Source organism: Cellulomonas sp. Root485 (genome assembly GCF_001426705.1).
GTDB lineage: Bacteria > Actinomycetota > Actinomycetes > Actinomycetales > Cellulomonadaceae > Cellulomonas.
On the sequence record NZ_LMFC01000001.1, the window covers coordinates 1,113,531 to 1,130,270 of the forward strand.

Annotated in this window: 11 protein-coding genes; 4 read left to right on the forward strand and 7 right to left on the reverse strand. The window is 71.9% G+C overall.

The genetic code is table 11. The features are described 5' to 3' along the window. Position 1 precedes the first annotated feature (1 nt). The gene (locus ASD16_RS05135; RefSeq protein WP_055913680.1) at positions 2-1,687 is read right to left on the reverse strand and encodes an NAD+ synthase; all 1,686 of its coding nucleotides are present in this window, start codon (positions 1,685-1,687) and stop codon (positions 2-4) included. 81 nt (positions 1,688-1,768) lie between these two features. Between ASD16_RS05135 and glnA the strand changes: the two genes are divergently transcribed. Further along, a complete protein-coding gene (glnA, locus tag ASD16_RS05140) occupies positions 1,769-3,106 on the forward strand; it encodes a type I glutamate--ammonia ligase (RefSeq protein ID WP_055913683.1) in 1,338 nt (445 codons plus the stop codon). Next, positions 3,103-6,144, forward strand: coding sequence for a bifunctional [glutamine synthetase] adenylyltransferase/[glutamine synthetase]-adenylyl-L-tyrosine phosphorylase (locus tag ASD16_RS05145; protein WP_055913686.1), 3,042 nt, complete (start codon positions 3,103-3,105; stop codon positions 6,142-6,144). Before glnA ends, ASD16_RS05145 begins: the two co-directional genes overlap by 4 nt. On the opposite strand, the gene ASD16_RS05150 is transcribed toward ASD16_RS05145, so the two are convergent. After that, entirely contained in the window at positions 6,135-7,316 is a 1,182-nt protein-coding gene (locus ASD16_RS05150; protein WP_055913689.1) for an AI-2E family transporter, read from the reverse strand. The two genes, ASD16_RS05145 and ASD16_RS05150, sit on opposite strands and share 10 nt — an antisense overlap. A 171-nt stretch (positions 7,317-7,487) precedes the next feature. Between ASD16_RS05150 and ASD16_RS05155 the strand changes: the two genes are divergently transcribed. After that, the gene (locus ASD16_RS05155) at positions 7,488-9,143 is read left to right on the forward strand and encodes a hypothetical protein (RefSeq protein ID WP_200942845.1); all 1,656 of its coding nucleotides are present in this window, start codon (positions 7,488-7,490) and stop codon (positions 9,141-9,143) included. Between the two features lie 7 nt (positions 9,144-9,150). Here ASD16_RS05155 and ASD16_RS05160 read toward each other — a convergent pair whose 3' ends face one another. Next, positions 9,151-10,695 carry a DUF4153 domain-containing protein gene (locus ASD16_RS05160; protein ID WP_082570599.1) on the reverse strand — a complete coding sequence of 515 codons (1,545 nt, stop codon included), beginning with the start codon at positions 10,693-10,695 and terminating at the stop codon, positions 9,151-9,153. Between the two features lie 117 nt (positions 10,696-10,812). Then, complete coding sequence (locus ASD16_RS05165) at positions 10,813-12,795, reverse strand: hypothetical protein (RefSeq protein WP_055913692.1); 1,983 nt, start codon at positions 12,793-12,795, stop codon at positions 10,813-10,815. Positions 12,796-12,899: 104 nt separating this feature from the next. On the opposite strand from ASD16_RS05165, the gene ASD16_RS05170 reads away from it, so the two are divergent. After that, entirely contained in the window at positions 12,900-13,442 is a 543-nt protein-coding gene (locus ASD16_RS05170; RefSeq protein WP_055913695.1) for an NUDIX hydrolase, read from the forward strand. A gap of 10 nt (positions 13,443-13,452) precedes the next feature. Here ASD16_RS05170 and ASD16_RS05175 read toward each other — a convergent pair whose 3' ends face one another. The 3 genes from ASD16_RS05175 to ASD16_RS05185 all read right to left on the reverse strand — a co-directional run bounded on the left by ASD16_RS05175 (position 13,453) and on the right by ASD16_RS05185 (position 16,518). Further along, positions 13,453-14,220: a hypothetical protein gene (locus tag ASD16_RS05175; protein WP_055913698.1), complete on the reverse strand. Its 768-nt coding sequence runs from the start codon at positions 14,218-14,220 to the stop codon at positions 13,453-13,455. Positions 14,221-14,311: 91 nt separating this feature from the next. Then, positions 14,312-14,521 (reverse strand): hypothetical protein, encoded by a 210-nt coding sequence (locus ASD16_RS05180; protein WP_055913701.1) that lies wholly within the window; start codon positions 14,519-14,521, stop codon positions 14,312-14,314. 140 nt (positions 14,522-14,661) lie between these two features. After that, positions 14,662-16,518 (reverse strand): carboxypeptidase-like regulatory domain-containing protein, encoded by a 1,857-nt coding sequence (locus tag ASD16_RS05185; protein ID WP_055913704.1) that lies wholly within the window; start codon positions 16,516-16,518, stop codon positions 14,662-14,664. Between the last annotated feature and the right edge of the window lie 222 nt (positions 16,519-16,740).

Here is a 16,740-nt window from a genome sequence, read left to right on the forward strand (position 1 = left end):
GTCACGGCTCGCGCCACTGGGTGGTGATGGGCAGCCGACGGTCACGGCCGAACGCCAGCGCGGTCACCTTGGTGCCTGGCGGGTACTGGCGTCGCTTCCACTCGGCGCGGTCGACGAGGGCGAGGACCTTGTCGACGACGGCGGGGTCGAACCCGCGGGCGAGCAGCTCCGCACGCCCTTCGGCGTTCTCGACGTAGGCGTCGAGGACCTCGTCGAGGATCTCGTACGGCGGGAGCGAGTCCTGGTCGACCTGCCCCGGTCGCAGCTCCGCCGACGGCGGTTTGGTGATCGAGGACTCCGGGATCGGTGGCAGCTCGTCGGGACCGAACACGCCGTCCAGGGCCGCGTTGTTGCGCCACCGCGCCAGTGCCCACACCCGCGACTTGTCGATGTCCTTGATCGGTCCGAAGCCGCCGACGGCGTCGCCGTAGATCGTGGAGTACCCGACCGCGAGCTCGGTCTTGTTGCCGGGCGCGAGCACCAGGTGGCCCTCCGAGTTGGAGATCGCCATGAGGATCACGCCGCGGATCCGGGCCTGCAGGTTCTCCGCGGCGAGGCCCTCCAGGGCGAGCTGGCTCTCGAACGCGTCGACCATCGGACCGATCGGCTGCACCCGGAAGTCCGCGCCGATCCGCTTGGCCAGGTCGGCCGCGTCGTCCTTGCTGTGCTCCGAGGAGTACACCGACGGCATCGACACGCCGACGACGTTCTCGCCCCCGATGGCGTCCGCGGCGATCGCGGCGACGAGCGCCGAGTCGATGCCGCCGGACATCCCGAACACGACGGACCGGAACCCGTTCTTCGTCACGTAGCCGCGCAGCCCGGTCACCAGGGCGCGGTAGACCTCCTCGTCGGGCGCGAGCGGCGGTGCGACGACGCCGGTCGCGGGGGCGTCGTCGTCGCCGAGCAGGTCCCACACCAGCAGGTGCTCGACGAACTGCGGCGCGCGTGCGAGCACCGTGCCGTCGGTGGCGATGACGAACGACCCGCCGTCGAACACGAGGTCGTCCTGCGCACCCACGAGGTTCACGTACGCGACGGGTGCCTCGACCTCGTGCGCGCGGCGGGCGGCCAGCTCGACGCGCTGATACCCCTTGCCCTCCTCGTACGGCGACGCGTTGAGCACCACCAGCAGGGAGACCTCGTTCTCGTCCATCTGCGAGACGGGGCCGCCGTCCTGCCAGATGTCCTCGCAGATCACGACGCCCACCCGGCGGCCCGCGACGTCGATCACGCAGACGTCGTCGCCGGCCGCGAAGATCCGGTACTCGTCGAAGACGCCGTAGTTGGGCAGGTGGTGCTTGTCGTACCGCACCTGCACCTGGCCGTGCTGGAGCAGGACCGCCTGGTTGGTCGGGCGTCGCGGCCCCTCGGGTGCTCCGGGCTCGTGCACCGGGGTCACCGACTTCTCGCCGACCGTGCCGACGAGGACCGCCAGGTCCCCGAGCCCCTGGTCGGCCAGGGCGGCGGCTGTGCGCTGCAGCGCGGCCTCGGCCCCGCGGCGGAACGACGCGCGCAGCGCAAGGTCCTCGATGGGGTAGCCGGTCAACGTCATCTCGGGGAAGACCACCAGGTCGGCGCCCGCCTGGGCGGCCGTCCGGGCCCACTCGAGGACGGCCTGGGCGTTCGCGTCGACGTCGCCCACACGCGTGTCGATCTGCGCGAGGGCGATGCGGGGGGAAGGCATGTGGACGAGCCTAACCATCTCGTGCGACCCACCTCGGACACTGGCCCTGCACCGGACCGTTCATCAGGCAGGATGTACCGCATGGACAGGCAGCAGGAGTTCGTGCTCCGCACGGTCGAGGAGCGGGACATCCGCTTCATCCGTCTCTGGTTCACCGACGTGCTCGGGATCCTGAAGTCGGTGGCGGTGGCACCCGCGGAGCTCGAGGCCGCCTTCTCCGAGGGGATCGGGTTCGACGGCAGCGCCATCGAGGGCCTGACCCGGGTGTACGAGGCGGACATGATCGCCAAGCCCGACCCGTCGACGTTCCAGATCCTGCCGTGGCGCGGCGAGCGGCACGGGACCGCCCGCATGTTCTGCGACCTGCTCACCCCGGACGGTGAGCCGTCGCTCGCGGACTCCCGCACGGTGCTCAAGCGGGCGCTGTCGAAGGCGGCCGACCAGGGTTTCACCTTCTACACGCACCCCGAGGTCGAGTTCTACCTGTTCGACGCGCCCGCGGACCCGACGCTGCCGCTGGTGCCCGTCGACCAGGGTGGCTACTTCGACCACGTGCCGCGCGGCACCGCGCACGACTTCCGCCGCGCCGCGATCACGATGCTCGAGTCGATGGGCATCTCGGTGGAGTTCTCCCACCACGAGGCCGGGCCGGGCCAGAACGAGATCGACCTGCGCTACGCCGACGCCCTGACCACCGCGGACAACATCATGACGTTCCGCACGGTGGTCAAGGAGGTCGCGCTCGAGCAGGGCGTCTTCGCCAGCTTCATGCCCAAGCCGCTGGCCGACCAGCCCGGCTCCGGCATGCACACGCACCTGTCGCTGTTCCAGGGCGACCGCAACGCCTTCCACGAGCCGGGCGGACACCTGGAGCTGTCCAAGACCGCGCGCTCGTTCATCGCCGGGCTGCTCAGGCACGCCGCCGAGATCACGGCGGTCACCAACCAGTTCGTGAACTCCTACAAGCGGCTCTGGGGCGGTGCCGAGGCGCCGAGCTATGTCTGCTGGGGTCACAACAACCGCTCCGCGCTCGTCCGCGTGCCCATGTACAAGCCGGGCAAGGGCAACTCGAGCCGCATCGAGTACCGCGCGGTCGACTCCGCCACCAACCCGTACCTCGCGTACGCGCTGCTGCTCACCGCCGGCCTCAAGGGCGTCGAGGAGGGCTACGAGCTGCCCGAGGGCGCCGAGGACGACGTCTGGGAGCTCACCGACTCGGAGCGCCGCGCGCTGGGCATCGAGCCGCTGCCGACCTCGCTGGACGCGGCGATCTCGATCATGGAGAAGTCGGAGCTCGTCGCGGAGACGCTGGGCGAGCACGTGTTCGACTACTTCCTGCGCAACAAGCGCCAGGAGTGGGAGGCCTACCGCTCGCAGGTGACGCCGTACGAGCTGCGGCGGTTCCTCCCGGTGCTGTGAGCTCGACCTCGTCCGGGCGCGGGTCGACGCTGGCCGGTCGGCTCACCCGGGTCGGCGTGTCCGACGCCGGCCGTTCCGAGCGCCTGCTCGCGGACGCCGCGCTGCTCCAGGTGATCGAGACGCCCGCGGACGTGCTGATCCCTCCGCTCGCGGACGTGGCGGACCCGGACCAGGCGCTGCTGGCGCTGGCGAAGCTCGCCGGCGCCGTGGTCGGGGACCCCGACCTGGTCGGGGTGCTGCGGGGCATCCTCGAGGAGGACGGTCCGCCGCGCGCGCGGCTGCTCGCGGTCGTCGGCGCGTCGGTGGCCCTGGGGGACACGCTCGTCGCGCACCCGGAGACGTTGCGGGTGCTCCTCGACGACACGCTGGGGACCGGCGTCCCCGTGGCCGAGGTCCGGGCCGAGCTCCTGCGCGCGGTCGGTGCCGATCCGGACGCGGACGTGCCGGTGGCCACGCGCGCGGGTGCCGCGGGGACGGACGCGATGCGGCTGGCCTACCGGACGCGCCTGCTGCGCATCGCCGCGACCGACCTCACCAGCTCCGACCCGCTGAGCCGACTCCCGGGGGTCGCGGCGGCGCTGGCCGACCTGGCGGGTGCCGCGCTGGAGTCGGCGCTCGCGCTGGCACGCGCCGACCTCGACGACCACGGTCTCGGCGTCCGGCTCGCGGTCATCGGCATGGGCAAGGGCGGTGGGCGTGAGCTCAACTACGTGAGCGACGTCGACGTCATCTACGTGGCCGAGCCGGTCGACGGTGTCGACGAGGCCGAGGCGCTCGCCGCGGCGTCGCGGCTTGCGGCCGGTCTGGCGCGGGTGTGCTCGACACCGTCGGGTGAGCCGGCGCTGTGGCCGGTCGACGCCGCGCTGCGGCCGGAGGGCAAGGACGGGCCCCTGGTCCGCACGCTCGCGAGCCACAAGGCGTACTACGAGCGCTGGGCCAAGACGTGGGAGTTCCAGGCGCTGCTCAAGGCGCGACCGCTCGCGGGCGACGAGGCGCTCGGGCGCGAGTACGTCGAGATGACGCAGCCGTTCGTGTGGAGCGCCGTGACGCGCGAGCACTTCGTGGAGGACTCGCAGGCGATGCGCCGGCGGGTGGAGGGGAACGTGCCCGCCGCGGAGGCGGACCGGCAGCTCAAGCTCGGGGTCGGCGGCCTGCGGGACGTGGAGTTCACGGTGCAGCTCCTTCAGCTGGTGCACGGTCGCGCGGACGAGTCGATCCGCAGCTCGAGCACGTTGACCGCGCTCGCCGCGCTGGCCGCGGGCGGCTACGTCGGGCGCAACCACGCGGCGCAGCTCGCCGTCTGCTACCGCCTCCTGCGCGTGCTGGAGCACCGGATCCAGCTCCACCGGCTGCGCCGCACGCACCTCCTGCCGACGGCCGAGCCGGACCTGCGCAGGCTCGCCCGCTCGGTCGGGATGCGGGCCGAGGGTGCCGACGGGCTGCTCGAACGCTGGCGTGCCACGCGCCGCGAGGTCCGTGGCCTGCACGAGGAGCTGTTCTACCGGCCGCTCCTGCCCGCCACGGCCCAGCTCTCGACCGCGGAGGCCAGCCTGGCGCCGGCGGCCGCCAAGGCCCGGCTCGCGGCCATCGGCTACACCGACCCGGCGGGCGCCATGCGCCACATCGCGGCGCTCACCGAGGGGGTGTCGCGCCGCGCGTCGATCCAGCGCCAGCTGCTCCCCGTGATGCTCGGGTGGTTCGCGGACGGCGCCGACCCCGACGGCGGCCTGCTGGCGTTCCGACGCCTGTCCGACGAGCTGGGCACCACGCACTGGTACCTCAAGCTGCTCCGTGACTCGGGCACGGCGGCTCGCCGGCTCGCCCGGGTGCTGTCGACCTCCCGTTACGTCGCGGACGCCCTCACGAGGTCACCGGAGTCCGTCACGTGGCTGGCCGACGACGCCGACCTCGTGCCGCGCACGTTCGAGCGCCTGACCGCCGAGGCGGACGCGATCCTCACACGGTCCGACGAGCCGGTGCCGGCGGTCACCGCCCTGCGGGGGCTGCGCCGCCGCGAGCTCGCGCGGACGGCCGCCGCGGACGTCCTGGGTGTCGTCACCGGGGAGCGGGCGTCGCGCAGCCTGAGCGTCGCCGCCGACGTCGTCCTGGTCGGCGCCCTGCGCGTGGCGGAGTGGGAGGCGCGTGCGGACAAGGGTCTGGCGGAGAGCCCGACCCGGCTGCTGGTCGTCGCGATGGGCCGGTGGGGCGGCGCGGAGATGGGCTACTCCTCCGACGCCGACGTGCTGTTCGTGCACGATCCCGTCGAGGGGGCCGACGCCCGTGCGGCGCAGGAGTTCGCGCTCCTGGTCACGACGAAGCTGCGCACGCTGCTCGGGACCGTCGGACCGGAGCCGACCCTCGAGGTCGACGCCGACCTCCGTCCGGAGGGCCGCAACGGTCCGCTGGTCCGGTCGTTCGACTCCTACGCCGAGTACTACGAACGCTGGTCCTCTCCGTGGGAGAGCCAGGCGCTGCTGCGGGCCCGCCCGGTGGCCGGTGACGACGAGCTCGGCGAGCGGTTCCTGCGGCTCATCGACCCGTTGCGGTACCCGGTCGGCGGCGTCGAGCCGGCCGTGGAGCGCGAGGTGCGCCGGATCAAGGCGCGGGTCGAGTCCGAGCGTCTGCCACGGGGTGTCGAGCCCGCCCGGCACCTCAAGCTCGGACGCGGGGGCATCTCGGACGTCGAGTGGACGGCCCAGCTCCTCCAGCTCCAGCACGCCCACGCGGTGCCGGCCCTGCGCACCACGGCGACGCTCGGTGCCCTCGAGGCGGCGACGGAGGCGGGGCTCCTCGACGGCGATGACGCGCGCGTGCTGAGCGAGGCGTGGCTCCTGGCGAGCCGGCTGCGGGACGCCAACGTGCTGTGGAGCGGTCGTGGGGGAGCGCACGCGGACGTCCTGCCGCACGACCGGCAGGCGCTCGCCGGGCTGGCCCGCGTGATCGGCTACCCCGCCGGGTCCGGTGGTGAGCTGGAGCAGGACTACCTGCGGACAGCGCGACGTGCGCGTGCCGTCGTGGAGCGCGTCTTCTACGGCTGAGCGTCCGCGGGGCGGTCCGAGGGGTTGTCGTCCTCGTCCTCGGGTACGTCGACCCAGCCACGTCGCCGACGCGCCTGCTCGTCCTCCTGGAGCAGCTCGTCGTCGACGAGGTCGTGCCGTCGGATGTACGTCGAGGAGACCGCTTGGATCGTCGCCGCGACGGGCAGCGCGAGGAACGCGCCGATCGGTCCGAACACGGCGCCGAACGCGATCACCGCGAGGAACGAGATCGCTGGGTTGATCTCGAGGGACCGCGACGAGACCTTGGGCGAGAAGATCAGGTTCTCGACCTGCTGGTACCCGACGATGAACGCCAGCGTGAGCAGACCCTTGACGGGGTCGACGGCGAGCGCCACCGCGATGGGCAGCGCACCGCCGATGTACGTGCCGATGGTCGGGACGAACTGCGAGACCACGCCGGTGAACGCCGCGAGCGGCAGCGCGTAGGGGATGCTCAGGATCGTCAGGAACACGAACGTGAAGAACGTCGACAGGGCCGCCAGCACGATGCGGGAGTTGATGAAGTCGGCGACCTTCTCCTGCGAGACCTCCCACAGGCGCAGCACCTCGCGCTGCCGGGCGGGGGCCAGCAGCCGGCAGATCGCCGCCCGGAGCCTGGGGCCCGCGCTCGCCATGTAGTACACGACGAGCAGCACGGCGCTGGCGGTGAAGAGCCCGCCGACGATCGACGAGCCGAGGCCGATGAGGCCGGGTGCCAGCTGCTGCCAGTTCTCGCTCAGCCCGATGAGCAGGTCGTCGGCCTCCGGCATCTCGACCGGGAACCGCTGCGTGACCCAGTCGGCGAACTGCGCGTAGTACTCCGGCAGCGACTGGACGAGCTCGATGACCTGCGTGACGAAGAGTCCGCCGAACAGCGCGACCACCGCGAGGATCCCCACCAGGGAGGCGATCATCACCAGCCCCGTGGCGCGCGTGCGCCGCAGACCGCGCGCCACAAGCCACCGGATCAGCGGCTCCATCGCGAGCGCCAGGAACCACGAGATCACCACGATGAAGATGACGTTGCCGAGCAGTGACAGCGCCCGCCAGGTCGCGAGCCCGAGGAAGACCGCGAACCCGGTCATCAGGAGCGCGCGGGGGAGCCAGGCCGGAGGCTTGCGGGGGTCGCGCGTGGCGACGCGGACCGGACGGGTCGCAGGGCTGTTCGGCATCGGTGTCCCCCGTGCGGGCAGGCGAGCGGGCTCGCGGGCGGCGTTCGTCTCGGTGGCACGGTACCCGTCGCCACGGCACGCGACGGTGATCCCGCGCCGGGTCCGTGCCGACCGCCTCTCGCGCTCTGAGCAGCGCAACTGCCATGCTCAGCAGGTCGCAGCATGTCCGACATGTCGGGAGGGCATTTCGTGGTCGAGAACAAGCCGTCGCCCCGCAAACCGCGCGGAACCGGAGCGAAGCCGCAGGCCGGCTCCCCGGACGCGTTGGTGGACACACCCGCCCCGGACGTCGCCGCGGCGACACCGGACACCGAGTCTCCCTACGTGAACCCCGAGGAGGTCCCGGACGACACGGGGCCGGCGGACGCGGTCGCGTCTCCGGAGGACCAGAACGACACGGCCGAGATCCCGACCGGCTCGGCGAACGACACCGCGGAGATCCCGACGAGCATCGAGGTCGAGGTCCCCGCATCCTCACCGAGCGAGGATCGTGCCGTCCTGCTGGCACGTCTCCAGCTCCTCGAGACGGAGAACGCACGGCTGCGCGCGACGGCGACCGTCCCGCCGCCCGCCCCGCCGGCACCGCGTCCGCGCCGCAAGGTGGGCCGCTCGACCGCCGCGGTGGTCCTCATCCTCATCGGCGCCCTGCTCGCTCCCATCGCCGTCGTGGGCAGCTGGGCGCGCGGGCTGGTCGTCGACACCGACCGCTACGTCGACACCGTGGCGCCGATCGCCGAGGACCCGCTGGTGCAGTCGGCGGTGGCGAACCGGATCACGATCGCCGTGGTCGACGCGCTGAACGTCGAGGAGCTGACCACCCAGGCCACCGACGCGGTGGCCGGGCTCGACCTGCCACCCCTGGTCGGCCAGGCGGTCACCTCGCTGCAGGCGCCGCTGCAGGACGCGATCACCGGGTTCATCCGCAAGAACGTCACCAAGATCGTCAGCTCGGACGCGTTCGAGAACGTCTGGGAGGAGGCCAATCGGGCCGCCCACGAGCAGATCGTCGCGACGCTGCGCGGCGACCCCGACGCACTCGCGCAGATCAGCGACAGCGGAACCCTGACGCTCGACGTCACGCCGATCATCGAGCAGGTCAAGACCTCGCTGGAGGAGGCGGGCTTCACTCTGGTGAGCCGCATCCCGACGATCAACGTGACCTTCCCGATCGCGTCCAGCGCGGACCTGGTCCGGTTGCAGAGCGCGTACCGGCTGATCGACATCGTCGGCGGTCTGCTGCCGTACCTGTCCCTGGCCCTGCTCGCCGCGGGGGTGCTGGCCGCGCAGCACCGGTCGCGCGCGCTGGTGGTCGCGGGCCTCTCCCTGGCGGGCGCGATGCTGCTGCTCGGGCTCGCGCTGACCGTCGGTCGATCGTTGTACGCGAGCTCGCTGCCACCGACCGTGCAACGCGTGGACACGGCGGTCTCGATCTACGACCAGTTCGTCTCGCTGCTGCGCATCGAGCTGCGGGTCGGCCTGGTGCTCGGTCTGCTCCTGGCGATCATCGCGTTCGTCGCGGGCGGCACGACGGCTGCCAGGCAGCTGCGCGCCTCGTCGTCCCACGCCTCGACCTGGCTGCGCACCGCGGGCGAGCGCCGGGGGATCAGCACCGGACCGGTCGGTGTGTGGCTCGACCAGCAGCGCATCCTCATCCGGGTCGTGGTGATCTCCCTGGCCGCTCTCGCGCTGGTCCTGGCCGACCGGCTCACCCCGGCGTACGTGGTCGGCGTGTTCGTCGTCGCGCTCGTCGTGCTCGGCCTGGTGACCCTGGCCAGCCGTCCACGATCGCTCGCGCCGGTCGAGGAGGAGGAACCGGTCCTGGTCTGACCGCGCGTCAGCGGTCCGAGTTGCACCACGCGTCGGTGTCGGGCTGCTCGGTCGCCAGGACCTGCGTGGCGCGTTCCCGGCTGAGGTTCCAGCCACCGATCCCCGTGGCCGGCGCGACGCTGGCTGACGCGAGCAGGCACCGGCGCAGGGCGGGGTCGCCCTCGATCGCGTCGTAGGCCGGGACCGCGTCGGCGGACAGGCCCGCGAGGTAGTCGGCGTCGAGAGTCGTGACCAGGTCGGCCGTGGTGTTGTGCCGGACGATCTGCGCGTCCGGGTTGATGAGTGCGAGGCCCAGCATCGCGACGGCCACCACCTGGAGCGCGGCTCTCGGCAGCCATCCGCCGCGCCACCGGATCCCCGCGACGAGCAGCAGCACGAAGACGGCGGCGAGCGCGATCTCCGTGACGGTCACGAAGACCCGCAGCCGCGTGAGCCCGAACGCGTCCACGTACAGGTCCATCCGCCGCAGCGCGGACGCCACGACGCCCAGGGTTCCCACGCACAGCGCACCGAGCGCCAGCCGGGACACCAGGCGGTCCCGCGGGGTCTCACGGGGTGCGCGTCGCGCGGCGACCGCCACGACGACGAGGGTGAGGGCGGTGACCGCCACCAGCTGGGCGAACCCCTCTCGCGCGTACTCCGCATACGTGAGGCCTTCGGTCTCCAGCACGTGGCGGTGGCCGCCGAGCAGCGCGCCGACCTGGACCGTCACGAACAGCAGGACCAGCGCGTCGAGGGCGAGCACCGGGAGGAGCCACTCGCCGCGCTTCGCGGGCGGGCGCGGTGCCAGCCGGGCGTCGGACCAGCTGGGTGGTGCCAGGGCGAGGTGCGCGAGGGTCGCGACGACGACGGCCACGAGCACGCCGACGACGACCTGTCCCGGGAGCAGCTCCGCGTCGACGCGCGGCATCATCCGGGCGAAGATGCGGTCGGCGCTGGCGAACAGCAGGCCGAACACCACCAGCAGGCCGACGGTGATCCCGACGCTGCGCAGCGCGACGAGGAGCTGTCCGCGACGCGAGCCGGCGAGCGTCTCGATGCCCTTCGCCACCCACGGCATCGCCCGGACGTTGCCCGCCGCCCAGGTCAGCGGCGCGAGCACGGCCGCCGGTGCGGACCGGGCGGACGTCACAGCGACCACTCCGGTCCAGGCGGCGACCAACGCGCAGAGCACGACGACCCAGCCTGCGTCACGCAGGGCGACCACTGCGAAGAGCGTGATCGACAGCGCCGCGGTGATCAGGTCGTTGACGTCCCGCCGACGGATCAGGGCAGGGGCGGCCGCAGCCCAGACGAGCAGGCCGATCAGCGCGGCACCGAGGCCGGGCTGGTGGCCGACGAGCAGCACGCCGCCGAGGACGCCCACGACACCGCACAGGACGAGCGTGCTCACGGGGACCGGTCGTCGTCGCTCCGCCCAGAACGCGGTCAGCACCCGCGCGAGCCGGCCGGCCTCGCGCGGGACGGGCACGCCGCGGCCCGCCACCCAGGTGGGTGGCGGGCCGTGGAGAGCTGGGGGAGTCGGGGGCGTCGGTGCTCCGGTGTCGCTCATGGACGACACGGTAGGACCGTGCGTTCCTGCACGTCAGGGACTTGCGCGCGGGTCCCGTGCACGTTGTGTGCAGTGCTGCCGGGTCCCTCCACAACTGACTCCCAGCGTGCGCACAGGTCAGCGCAGCACCGTCACCACCCGCTCTGCCGTCGGCGTGCTCCCGGCGTCGTTGCTGAGCACCGCGACGAACCGGTAGGTGCCCGGCGCGAGGCCGGTCACCGCCGTCCGGACCGTCTGGCGGCGCGGGGTCGCGGCCGTGAGCTCCTGCTCGTCGACCAGCACCCCGTCGCGGTACAGCGCGTAGTGGGTCGCGTTGGTGCCCCACCACAGGTTCGTCGTGACGGTGAACGAGCCGTCACCGTCGCGGTTGTCGTCGGACAGGACCGCGAGCGCGGGTGACGCGTCCTTGACGACGACGGTGCGCGGACGTGACGTGCTGCTGCCGTACGGGTTGAGCAGCTCGACGACGTAGGTGTAGGACCCGTTCACCTTGCCGGTGATCGGGAACGCCACCGTCTGGCGGCGCGGTGTCGTACCGGTGAGCCACTCGGCGTCGACGAGCACGCCGTTCTCGTAGAGCTTGGCGACCGTGGCGTTCTGGCCCCAGTAGAGGTTGGCCGTGACCGTGAAGGAGCCGTCGAACAGACCGGTGCCCTGGCCGTTGTCGTCGGAGAGCACCGCGACGCCGGGTGCGGCCGTGGCCACGGGGGTCCCGGAGGCGAGCACCCCCGCGCCCGCCTCGGCGCGGACGATCGCAGGCACGTCCTCGACCGGGTCGAGCGTGTAGTCGTATACGTCGGCCGGGTTCCACCGCGCCGTCGCGGCCAGCGGGACCGGCGCGGTCGCGTTGAACGCGGCGAGGATGTCGGTCGGCTGTCCGTTCACGGTCGAGCCGGTCTCGAACAGCTGCGTGCCTGCCCAGCGCGTGATGATGCGGGCCGGGTCGACGCCGGGCGCCAGCTCGAACGCGTTGTTCTCGGCGTAGATGCTCGACTCGATGCCGGCACCCCAGTAGTACTGGAACAGCCCCTCGGTGGTCTGCGTGTAGAGGTTGTCGTAGAGGTGCACGTCGCCGAACCGCACGCGGGGCGCACGCTGGCCGATGTCGGTCCAGTGGTTGTGGTGCAGCGTGACGCGGTGCTGGCCCCGGTCCTGGAGCCGCGAGTCCGACGAGCCGATGAGCTCGGTCTTGTCGTGCTCCTCGAACTCGTTGTAGCTGACGGTCACCAGGTCGGAGCCGTGCGTGATGTCGAGCAGTCCGTCGTGCGTCTCGAACGGCCGACCGAACACGACCGGCAGCGCGGAGTGCGGGTGGGCGCCGTCGTCGAACGTGTTGTGGTCGACCCAGACGCTCGTCGACGTCCACACCGAGACGTTGTCGTACGCGGAGTTCCAGTTGCCGACGGCGGTGTCGGTCGGGTCCCAGACGGGGAAGCAGTCGTACGCGTCGGCGACGGTCAGGTTCCGGACGATCACGTTGTGCGCGTCGCGGATCCGGATGCTGGCTCCGACGATCTGCGCGTCGTCGCCGACGCCGACCAGCGTGACGTTCGAGCCCACGTGCTGGAGCGTCCTCGTCGCCTGGATCGCCGCGGCGGCGATGCGGGCGTTCTCGAGCGGCCCGCTCGGCTTGACCTTGCCCCACGGCCCGGTCGGGTCGTAGTACGCGATGTAGTCGGCCATGCGGAACGGCTTGCCGGTGTCGGACACCGTGACCTGCTGGGCGAAGCCGTCGCAGGTCGCCGGGTCGAAGGCCGTGATGGTCCCGGTGACGTAGATGATCCGCGGGACGGTGTTGGTGCGCGCGTCCGTCTGGCTGCCGCCCGCCTTGCCGGCGAGGGCGTCCCGCAGCTCCTGCCACGTGTCGACGACATACACCTGGGAGGCGTCCGCGGCGGCGCCGCCGGTGGTGCCGGTGGCGACTGTCGGCTTGCCGTCGGGGACCGTCGGACCCTCGTACGAGGCCCAGCCGTCGCCGGGTGGCAGGACCTCACGGCCGAGGTCGACGGACGGGGGCGGGGGAGTGGCACTCGCGGTCGTCGAGGGGAGCAGGAGGGCTCCTGCGGCGAGGGTGACGACCAGGGAACGACGAGCTCGCATGAGACGTCCTTGTCTCCGACAGATGGGTGAGAAACCGGTTTCCGTACGGTGTCACAGGATGTCCGGTAAGCGCAATCCCTCTGGCGGTCTGAAAGGCTTCTCTCATGACGCTCTGGCGCACGCGCAGCTCGACCACCGTGTACGAGAACCCCTGGATCCGGGTGCGGGAGGACGCCGTCGACCGCCCGGACGGCAGCGCGGGCATCTACGGCGTGGTGGAGGTCCGCAACCCGGCGGTGTTCATCGTCCCGGTGACCGCCGACGACGAGGTGGTGCTCGTGGAGGTGGACCGCTACACCACCGGAGTGTCGCTCGAGGTCCCCGCGGGCGGCTCCGACGGCGAGGACCTGCTCCTCGCCGCGCAACGTGAGCTGCGGGAGGAGACAGGCCTGGTCGCGGACTCCTGGGAGCGCGTCGGATTCATGTTCGCGCTCAACGGGATCAGCAACGCGCCGGAGCACGTCTTCCTCGCCCGCGACCTGCGCCCCTCGGGCGAGCAGACCGAGCACGCCGTCGAAGGCATCACCGCGGTCCGGACCGTTCCCTGGGCCGAGGTCCTGGCCATGGTCGCGGACGGCACGATCACGGACGGCGAGACGGTGGCCGCACTCCTGTACGCGGCGATCGCCCTGCGCCGGATCACATGAGCACCGCGCGTCAGGGCTGCGGGGTCACGGTCCAGGTGCCGTCCGTGCGGATGGCGAAGACTCCGGGCATCGGCAGGTCCACCACCTCGGTGAACGCTTCGTCGTTGCCGAACAGCTGCTGGTCGCCGACACCGAAGAAGCGGCCGGAGAAGTCGTCGTCCGGCCCTGCTGGCGCCCAGGTCACCTCGGCGTGGGCGCCCTGGTCGAACATGCGCAGCACGGTGGACCCGGTGCCGCTCAGTGGCCCGGTCGTACCCGGGAGGTCGTTCCAGCTCTCGAACCGGATCGACCAAGGACCGTCCGCCTGCAACCACACCGACTGCTCGGGGTCGCTGCCCTGGAAGACGTCCATGAGGTACGACCCTGCGAGCGGGCCGGCAGCCTCGCCGTACGGGGTCCCCCTGCCCGGACCCGTGAGCACCGTCGGCGACATGCCGCCCGCGCACGCGGTGCAGTCGAGGACGATGACGACGGCGAACTCACCGCCACGGGTGTAGGTCACCGTCGCGCTGCCGACTCCCGCGGCCTGCGCCGGCGCGTCCTCTGCGACCGCTCCGGCCGTGACGAGCTGAGCGGGAGCTGCGGTGGGGAGCTCCGAGGTCACCGTGACCGACGGGGACGGCGCGACAGCCTCGGGCGTCGGGGTCGGAGATGCACTCGTGGACGCGCTGGTCGGCTGGTCCGGGTCAGCGCCCGACCCGCAGGAAGCGACGAGAAGCAGGACGGGGACGAGCGACGCGAGCGCAGCTGCCGCACGAGTGGGGCGCGAGGGTGCCATGCAGCCACCCTGCCGGTCGGCGCGTGATGCGCGCGCCGCGTGTCGCTGTGACGTGCGGCACCCCGGCATCTCGGCTGGGGCGTGCTCCGCGTCAGACGACGAGGCTGAGCGCCGTGCCGATCAGCGCCGCCATCACCAGGCCGGCCACGGCCCAGGCGAGCATGCTCCCCGCCAGGTAGACCGAGTACCGCGTGTGCTCACCGGTCGACTCGCCCCAGACCGGCGCAGGTGCCCACCGGACGGTCTCGACGAGACGCTTGACGCGGTCGCTCGGGGTGGGGGACGGGTGGACGGCGGACATGGTCGCTCCTGGTGGGTGCATTCGGACAGAGCCGGGATTGCCGGTACCACCTATCGTCCACCGTCCGGTCAGGGCGCGGACGGGCCTTTGGTCCTGCCTCGGGGGCGCCCGGGACGACCGGACGCCCCCGAGGAACGCTGTCAGTGGCAGTACAGCCGCTGCAGCGACTGACCCGTGTCCGTGTAGCGACGCGTCACCCAGCCGAGGTTGACCGCGTACGCGCAGGCGGGGTCGCCCGACACGTCGATGGGAACGCCACCTGTGTTCGTGCCGTTGTGCGGGCCGGACGCGCCGCCCCGGAACGAGTAGGCCCCCGTGGTGAACGCCCCCGACGGCGTCTCCGGCGGCACATGCGACGTCGAACCGTTGCTGGTGATCGACACGGAGAAGTTCCTCAGGTGCGGGTGGTCCACCGTGTACAGCAGGTGGACCGTGGTCGCGCTGGACAGCGGGTTGCAGGCGTCGAGCCGCAGCTCCTCGAGGTCCAGCGTGGCGATGACCGCCGAGTTGTCGAAGATGATCGCGTCGAGCTGGTCGGTGTGGGTCGTGGAGTTCGTGACCGCGTCGCGTACCTCGAAGCCCACCCGGTAGCGGCGAACGGGCTCCTGCTCGGCCGTCGGGAGCGTCTCGCCCGCCTGCGTGATCGGGAGGCCACCGGGCTTCTTCGGCGGGTGCAGCGACGTGAACGCCGCCGTGTTGAGCTCCAGCAGGTCGAACGTGCGCAGGAAGTTCGACCCGCTCACGTTGACCACCGCGGTCGAACCCGGCGGGTTGTACATCTGCACGGTGACCGGGAGCCCGTCGACCTGCACGAAGCCGTCCGCGTCGAGATCGGCCGCGGTCACGACGACGGCAGACGACTGCGCCTGGCCGTTGCCGTCGGTGTAGAACACGTAACCGACGTGCGTGCCCGTCAGCTGCGTCGTCACCGGGGTCAGGCTCGCCGGCGCGACCGTCGGCGGGTTCGCGGGGTCCTCCGTGCCGCCCGTCCAGGTGTACTCGCCCACCAGGAACCGGTACTTCAGCGCGTGGCCGGTGCCGACGTCCGTGAGCGGGCAGTTGCCGCGCAGCGAGACGGAACCCCCGAACACGTACGCGCCACCCGCAGGATCGGCGTACCCGAGCGTGTCGAACGTCGAGCCCGGCTGACCGTTGCCGGGGTGGATGTCGAACACCTCAACCTGCTGCCAGTGCGGCACGGTCTCGGGGCCGCCCACCACCTTGTCCGTGCACAGGTCCAGGCAGAAGCAGTGCCCGACGTTCTGCCGGCCAGGCTTACGACCGTCCGCCTGCGTCTCGGTGACGATCGGCTGCCCGCCGAGCTCGACCTTGGCGTAGACGTCCGGGCCCTCGGTCAGCTCGATGTTGATGAACGGGGAGAACGGCGTCCGCCGGAAGTCGGACGCCAGGTACGTGATGACGTAGTGGCCCGTCCCGTCGGTGGTCGCGGTGCCGAGCGGGTCGTCCTGCAGCCAGTCGGCGTCGAACGCACGGACGACCGCGCCCGGGATCGGTGTCTTGTCGTCGCAGGTCGTGATCCGGCCGCTGATCGTCCAGATGCCGAAGAGCGCCAGGATGTAGCACCAGAACCGGTTCGGGATCGCGTACTCCCACGCCGCGATGACCCGGTCCTCGGTCTGGCGCCAGCGCGGCTGCAGCGTGGTGACGGCGAACTGTCGCGGCTTCGCGGTCGGGTCCTGCCGCGGCCGGGGTGCCTTCTCGACGTACAGGTCGAGGTCCAGCGGCCCGCCGTCGTACTCCTTGTCGTCGATCGTCAGGACGTACGCCCCCGAGTCCTCGACGCGGGCCACGGCGAGGGGTGCTCCCGTGCGCTCGCCCTCGGCGACCTCGTGGAACGTCTCCTTGTCGGCCGCGACCGCCTGCTCCGTGGCCCGGTCACCCCTCGACCGGTACGCGCGCAGCTCGAGGCCGGCGAGCGGCTCTCGTACGTCGTGACACAGCGTTCCCCACAGGGATCCGCGGATCTCGTATGCCATGGTCGTTCTCCCCCTGATGCGTGCAGGCACGTCGGTGTGCTCGCTCGAGGAGAGGAGGGGCTCCGTCAGGAGCGAGATACCTGGGGTGGACCCGGGTCGTCAGGCTCCGCGGGTGGAAACGACGCGAACGACGCTCGCGAGGACGACGCCAGAGCCGGTCGCATAGTCGCATCCGGACCGACGCTGACCGCCCCGCCGTCACCGCCCGACCATGACCTCCCT

Bases quoted from the DNA above. Each gene is read 5' to 3' on its own strand.
- ASD16_RS05135 (WP_055913680.1), bottom strand. From the start codon at position 1,687: ATGCCTTCCCCCCGCATCGCCCTCGCGCAGATCGACACGCGTGTGGGC.
- glnA (WP_055913683.1), top strand. From the start codon at position 1,769: ATGGACAGGCAGCAGGAGTTCGTGCTCCGCACGGTCGAGGAGCGGGAC.
- ASD16_RS05150 (WP_055913689.1), bottom strand. From the start codon at position 7,316: ATGCCGAACAGCCCTGCGACCCGTCCGGTCCGCGTCGCCACGCGCGAC.
- ASD16_RS05155 (WP_200942845.1), top strand. From the start codon at position 7,488: ATGTCGGGAGGGCATTTCGTGGTCGAGAACAAGCCGTCGCCCCGCAAA.
- ASD16_RS05160 (WP_082570599.1), bottom strand. From the start codon at position 10,695: ATGAGCGACACCGGAGCACCGACGCCCCCGACTCCCCCAGCTCTCCAC.
- ASD16_RS05165 (WP_055913692.1), bottom strand. From the start codon at position 12,795: ATGCGAGCTCGTCGTTCCCTGGTCGTCACCCTCGCCGCAGGAGCCCTC.
- ASD16_RS05170 (WP_055913695.1), top strand. From the start codon at position 12,900: ATGACGCTCTGGCGCACGCGCAGCTCGACCACCGTGTACGAGAACCCC.
- ASD16_RS05175 (WP_055913698.1), bottom strand. From the start codon at position 14,220: ATGGCACCCTCGCGCCCCACTCGTGCGGCAGCTGCGCTCGCGTCGCTC.
- ASD16_RS05180 (WP_055913701.1), bottom strand. From the start codon at position 14,521: ATGTCCGCCGTCCACCCGTCCCCCACCCCGAGCGACCGCGTCAAGCGT.
- ASD16_RS05185 (WP_055913704.1), bottom strand. From the start codon at position 16,518: ATGGCATACGAGATCCGCGGATCCCTGTGGGGAACGCTGTGTCACGAC.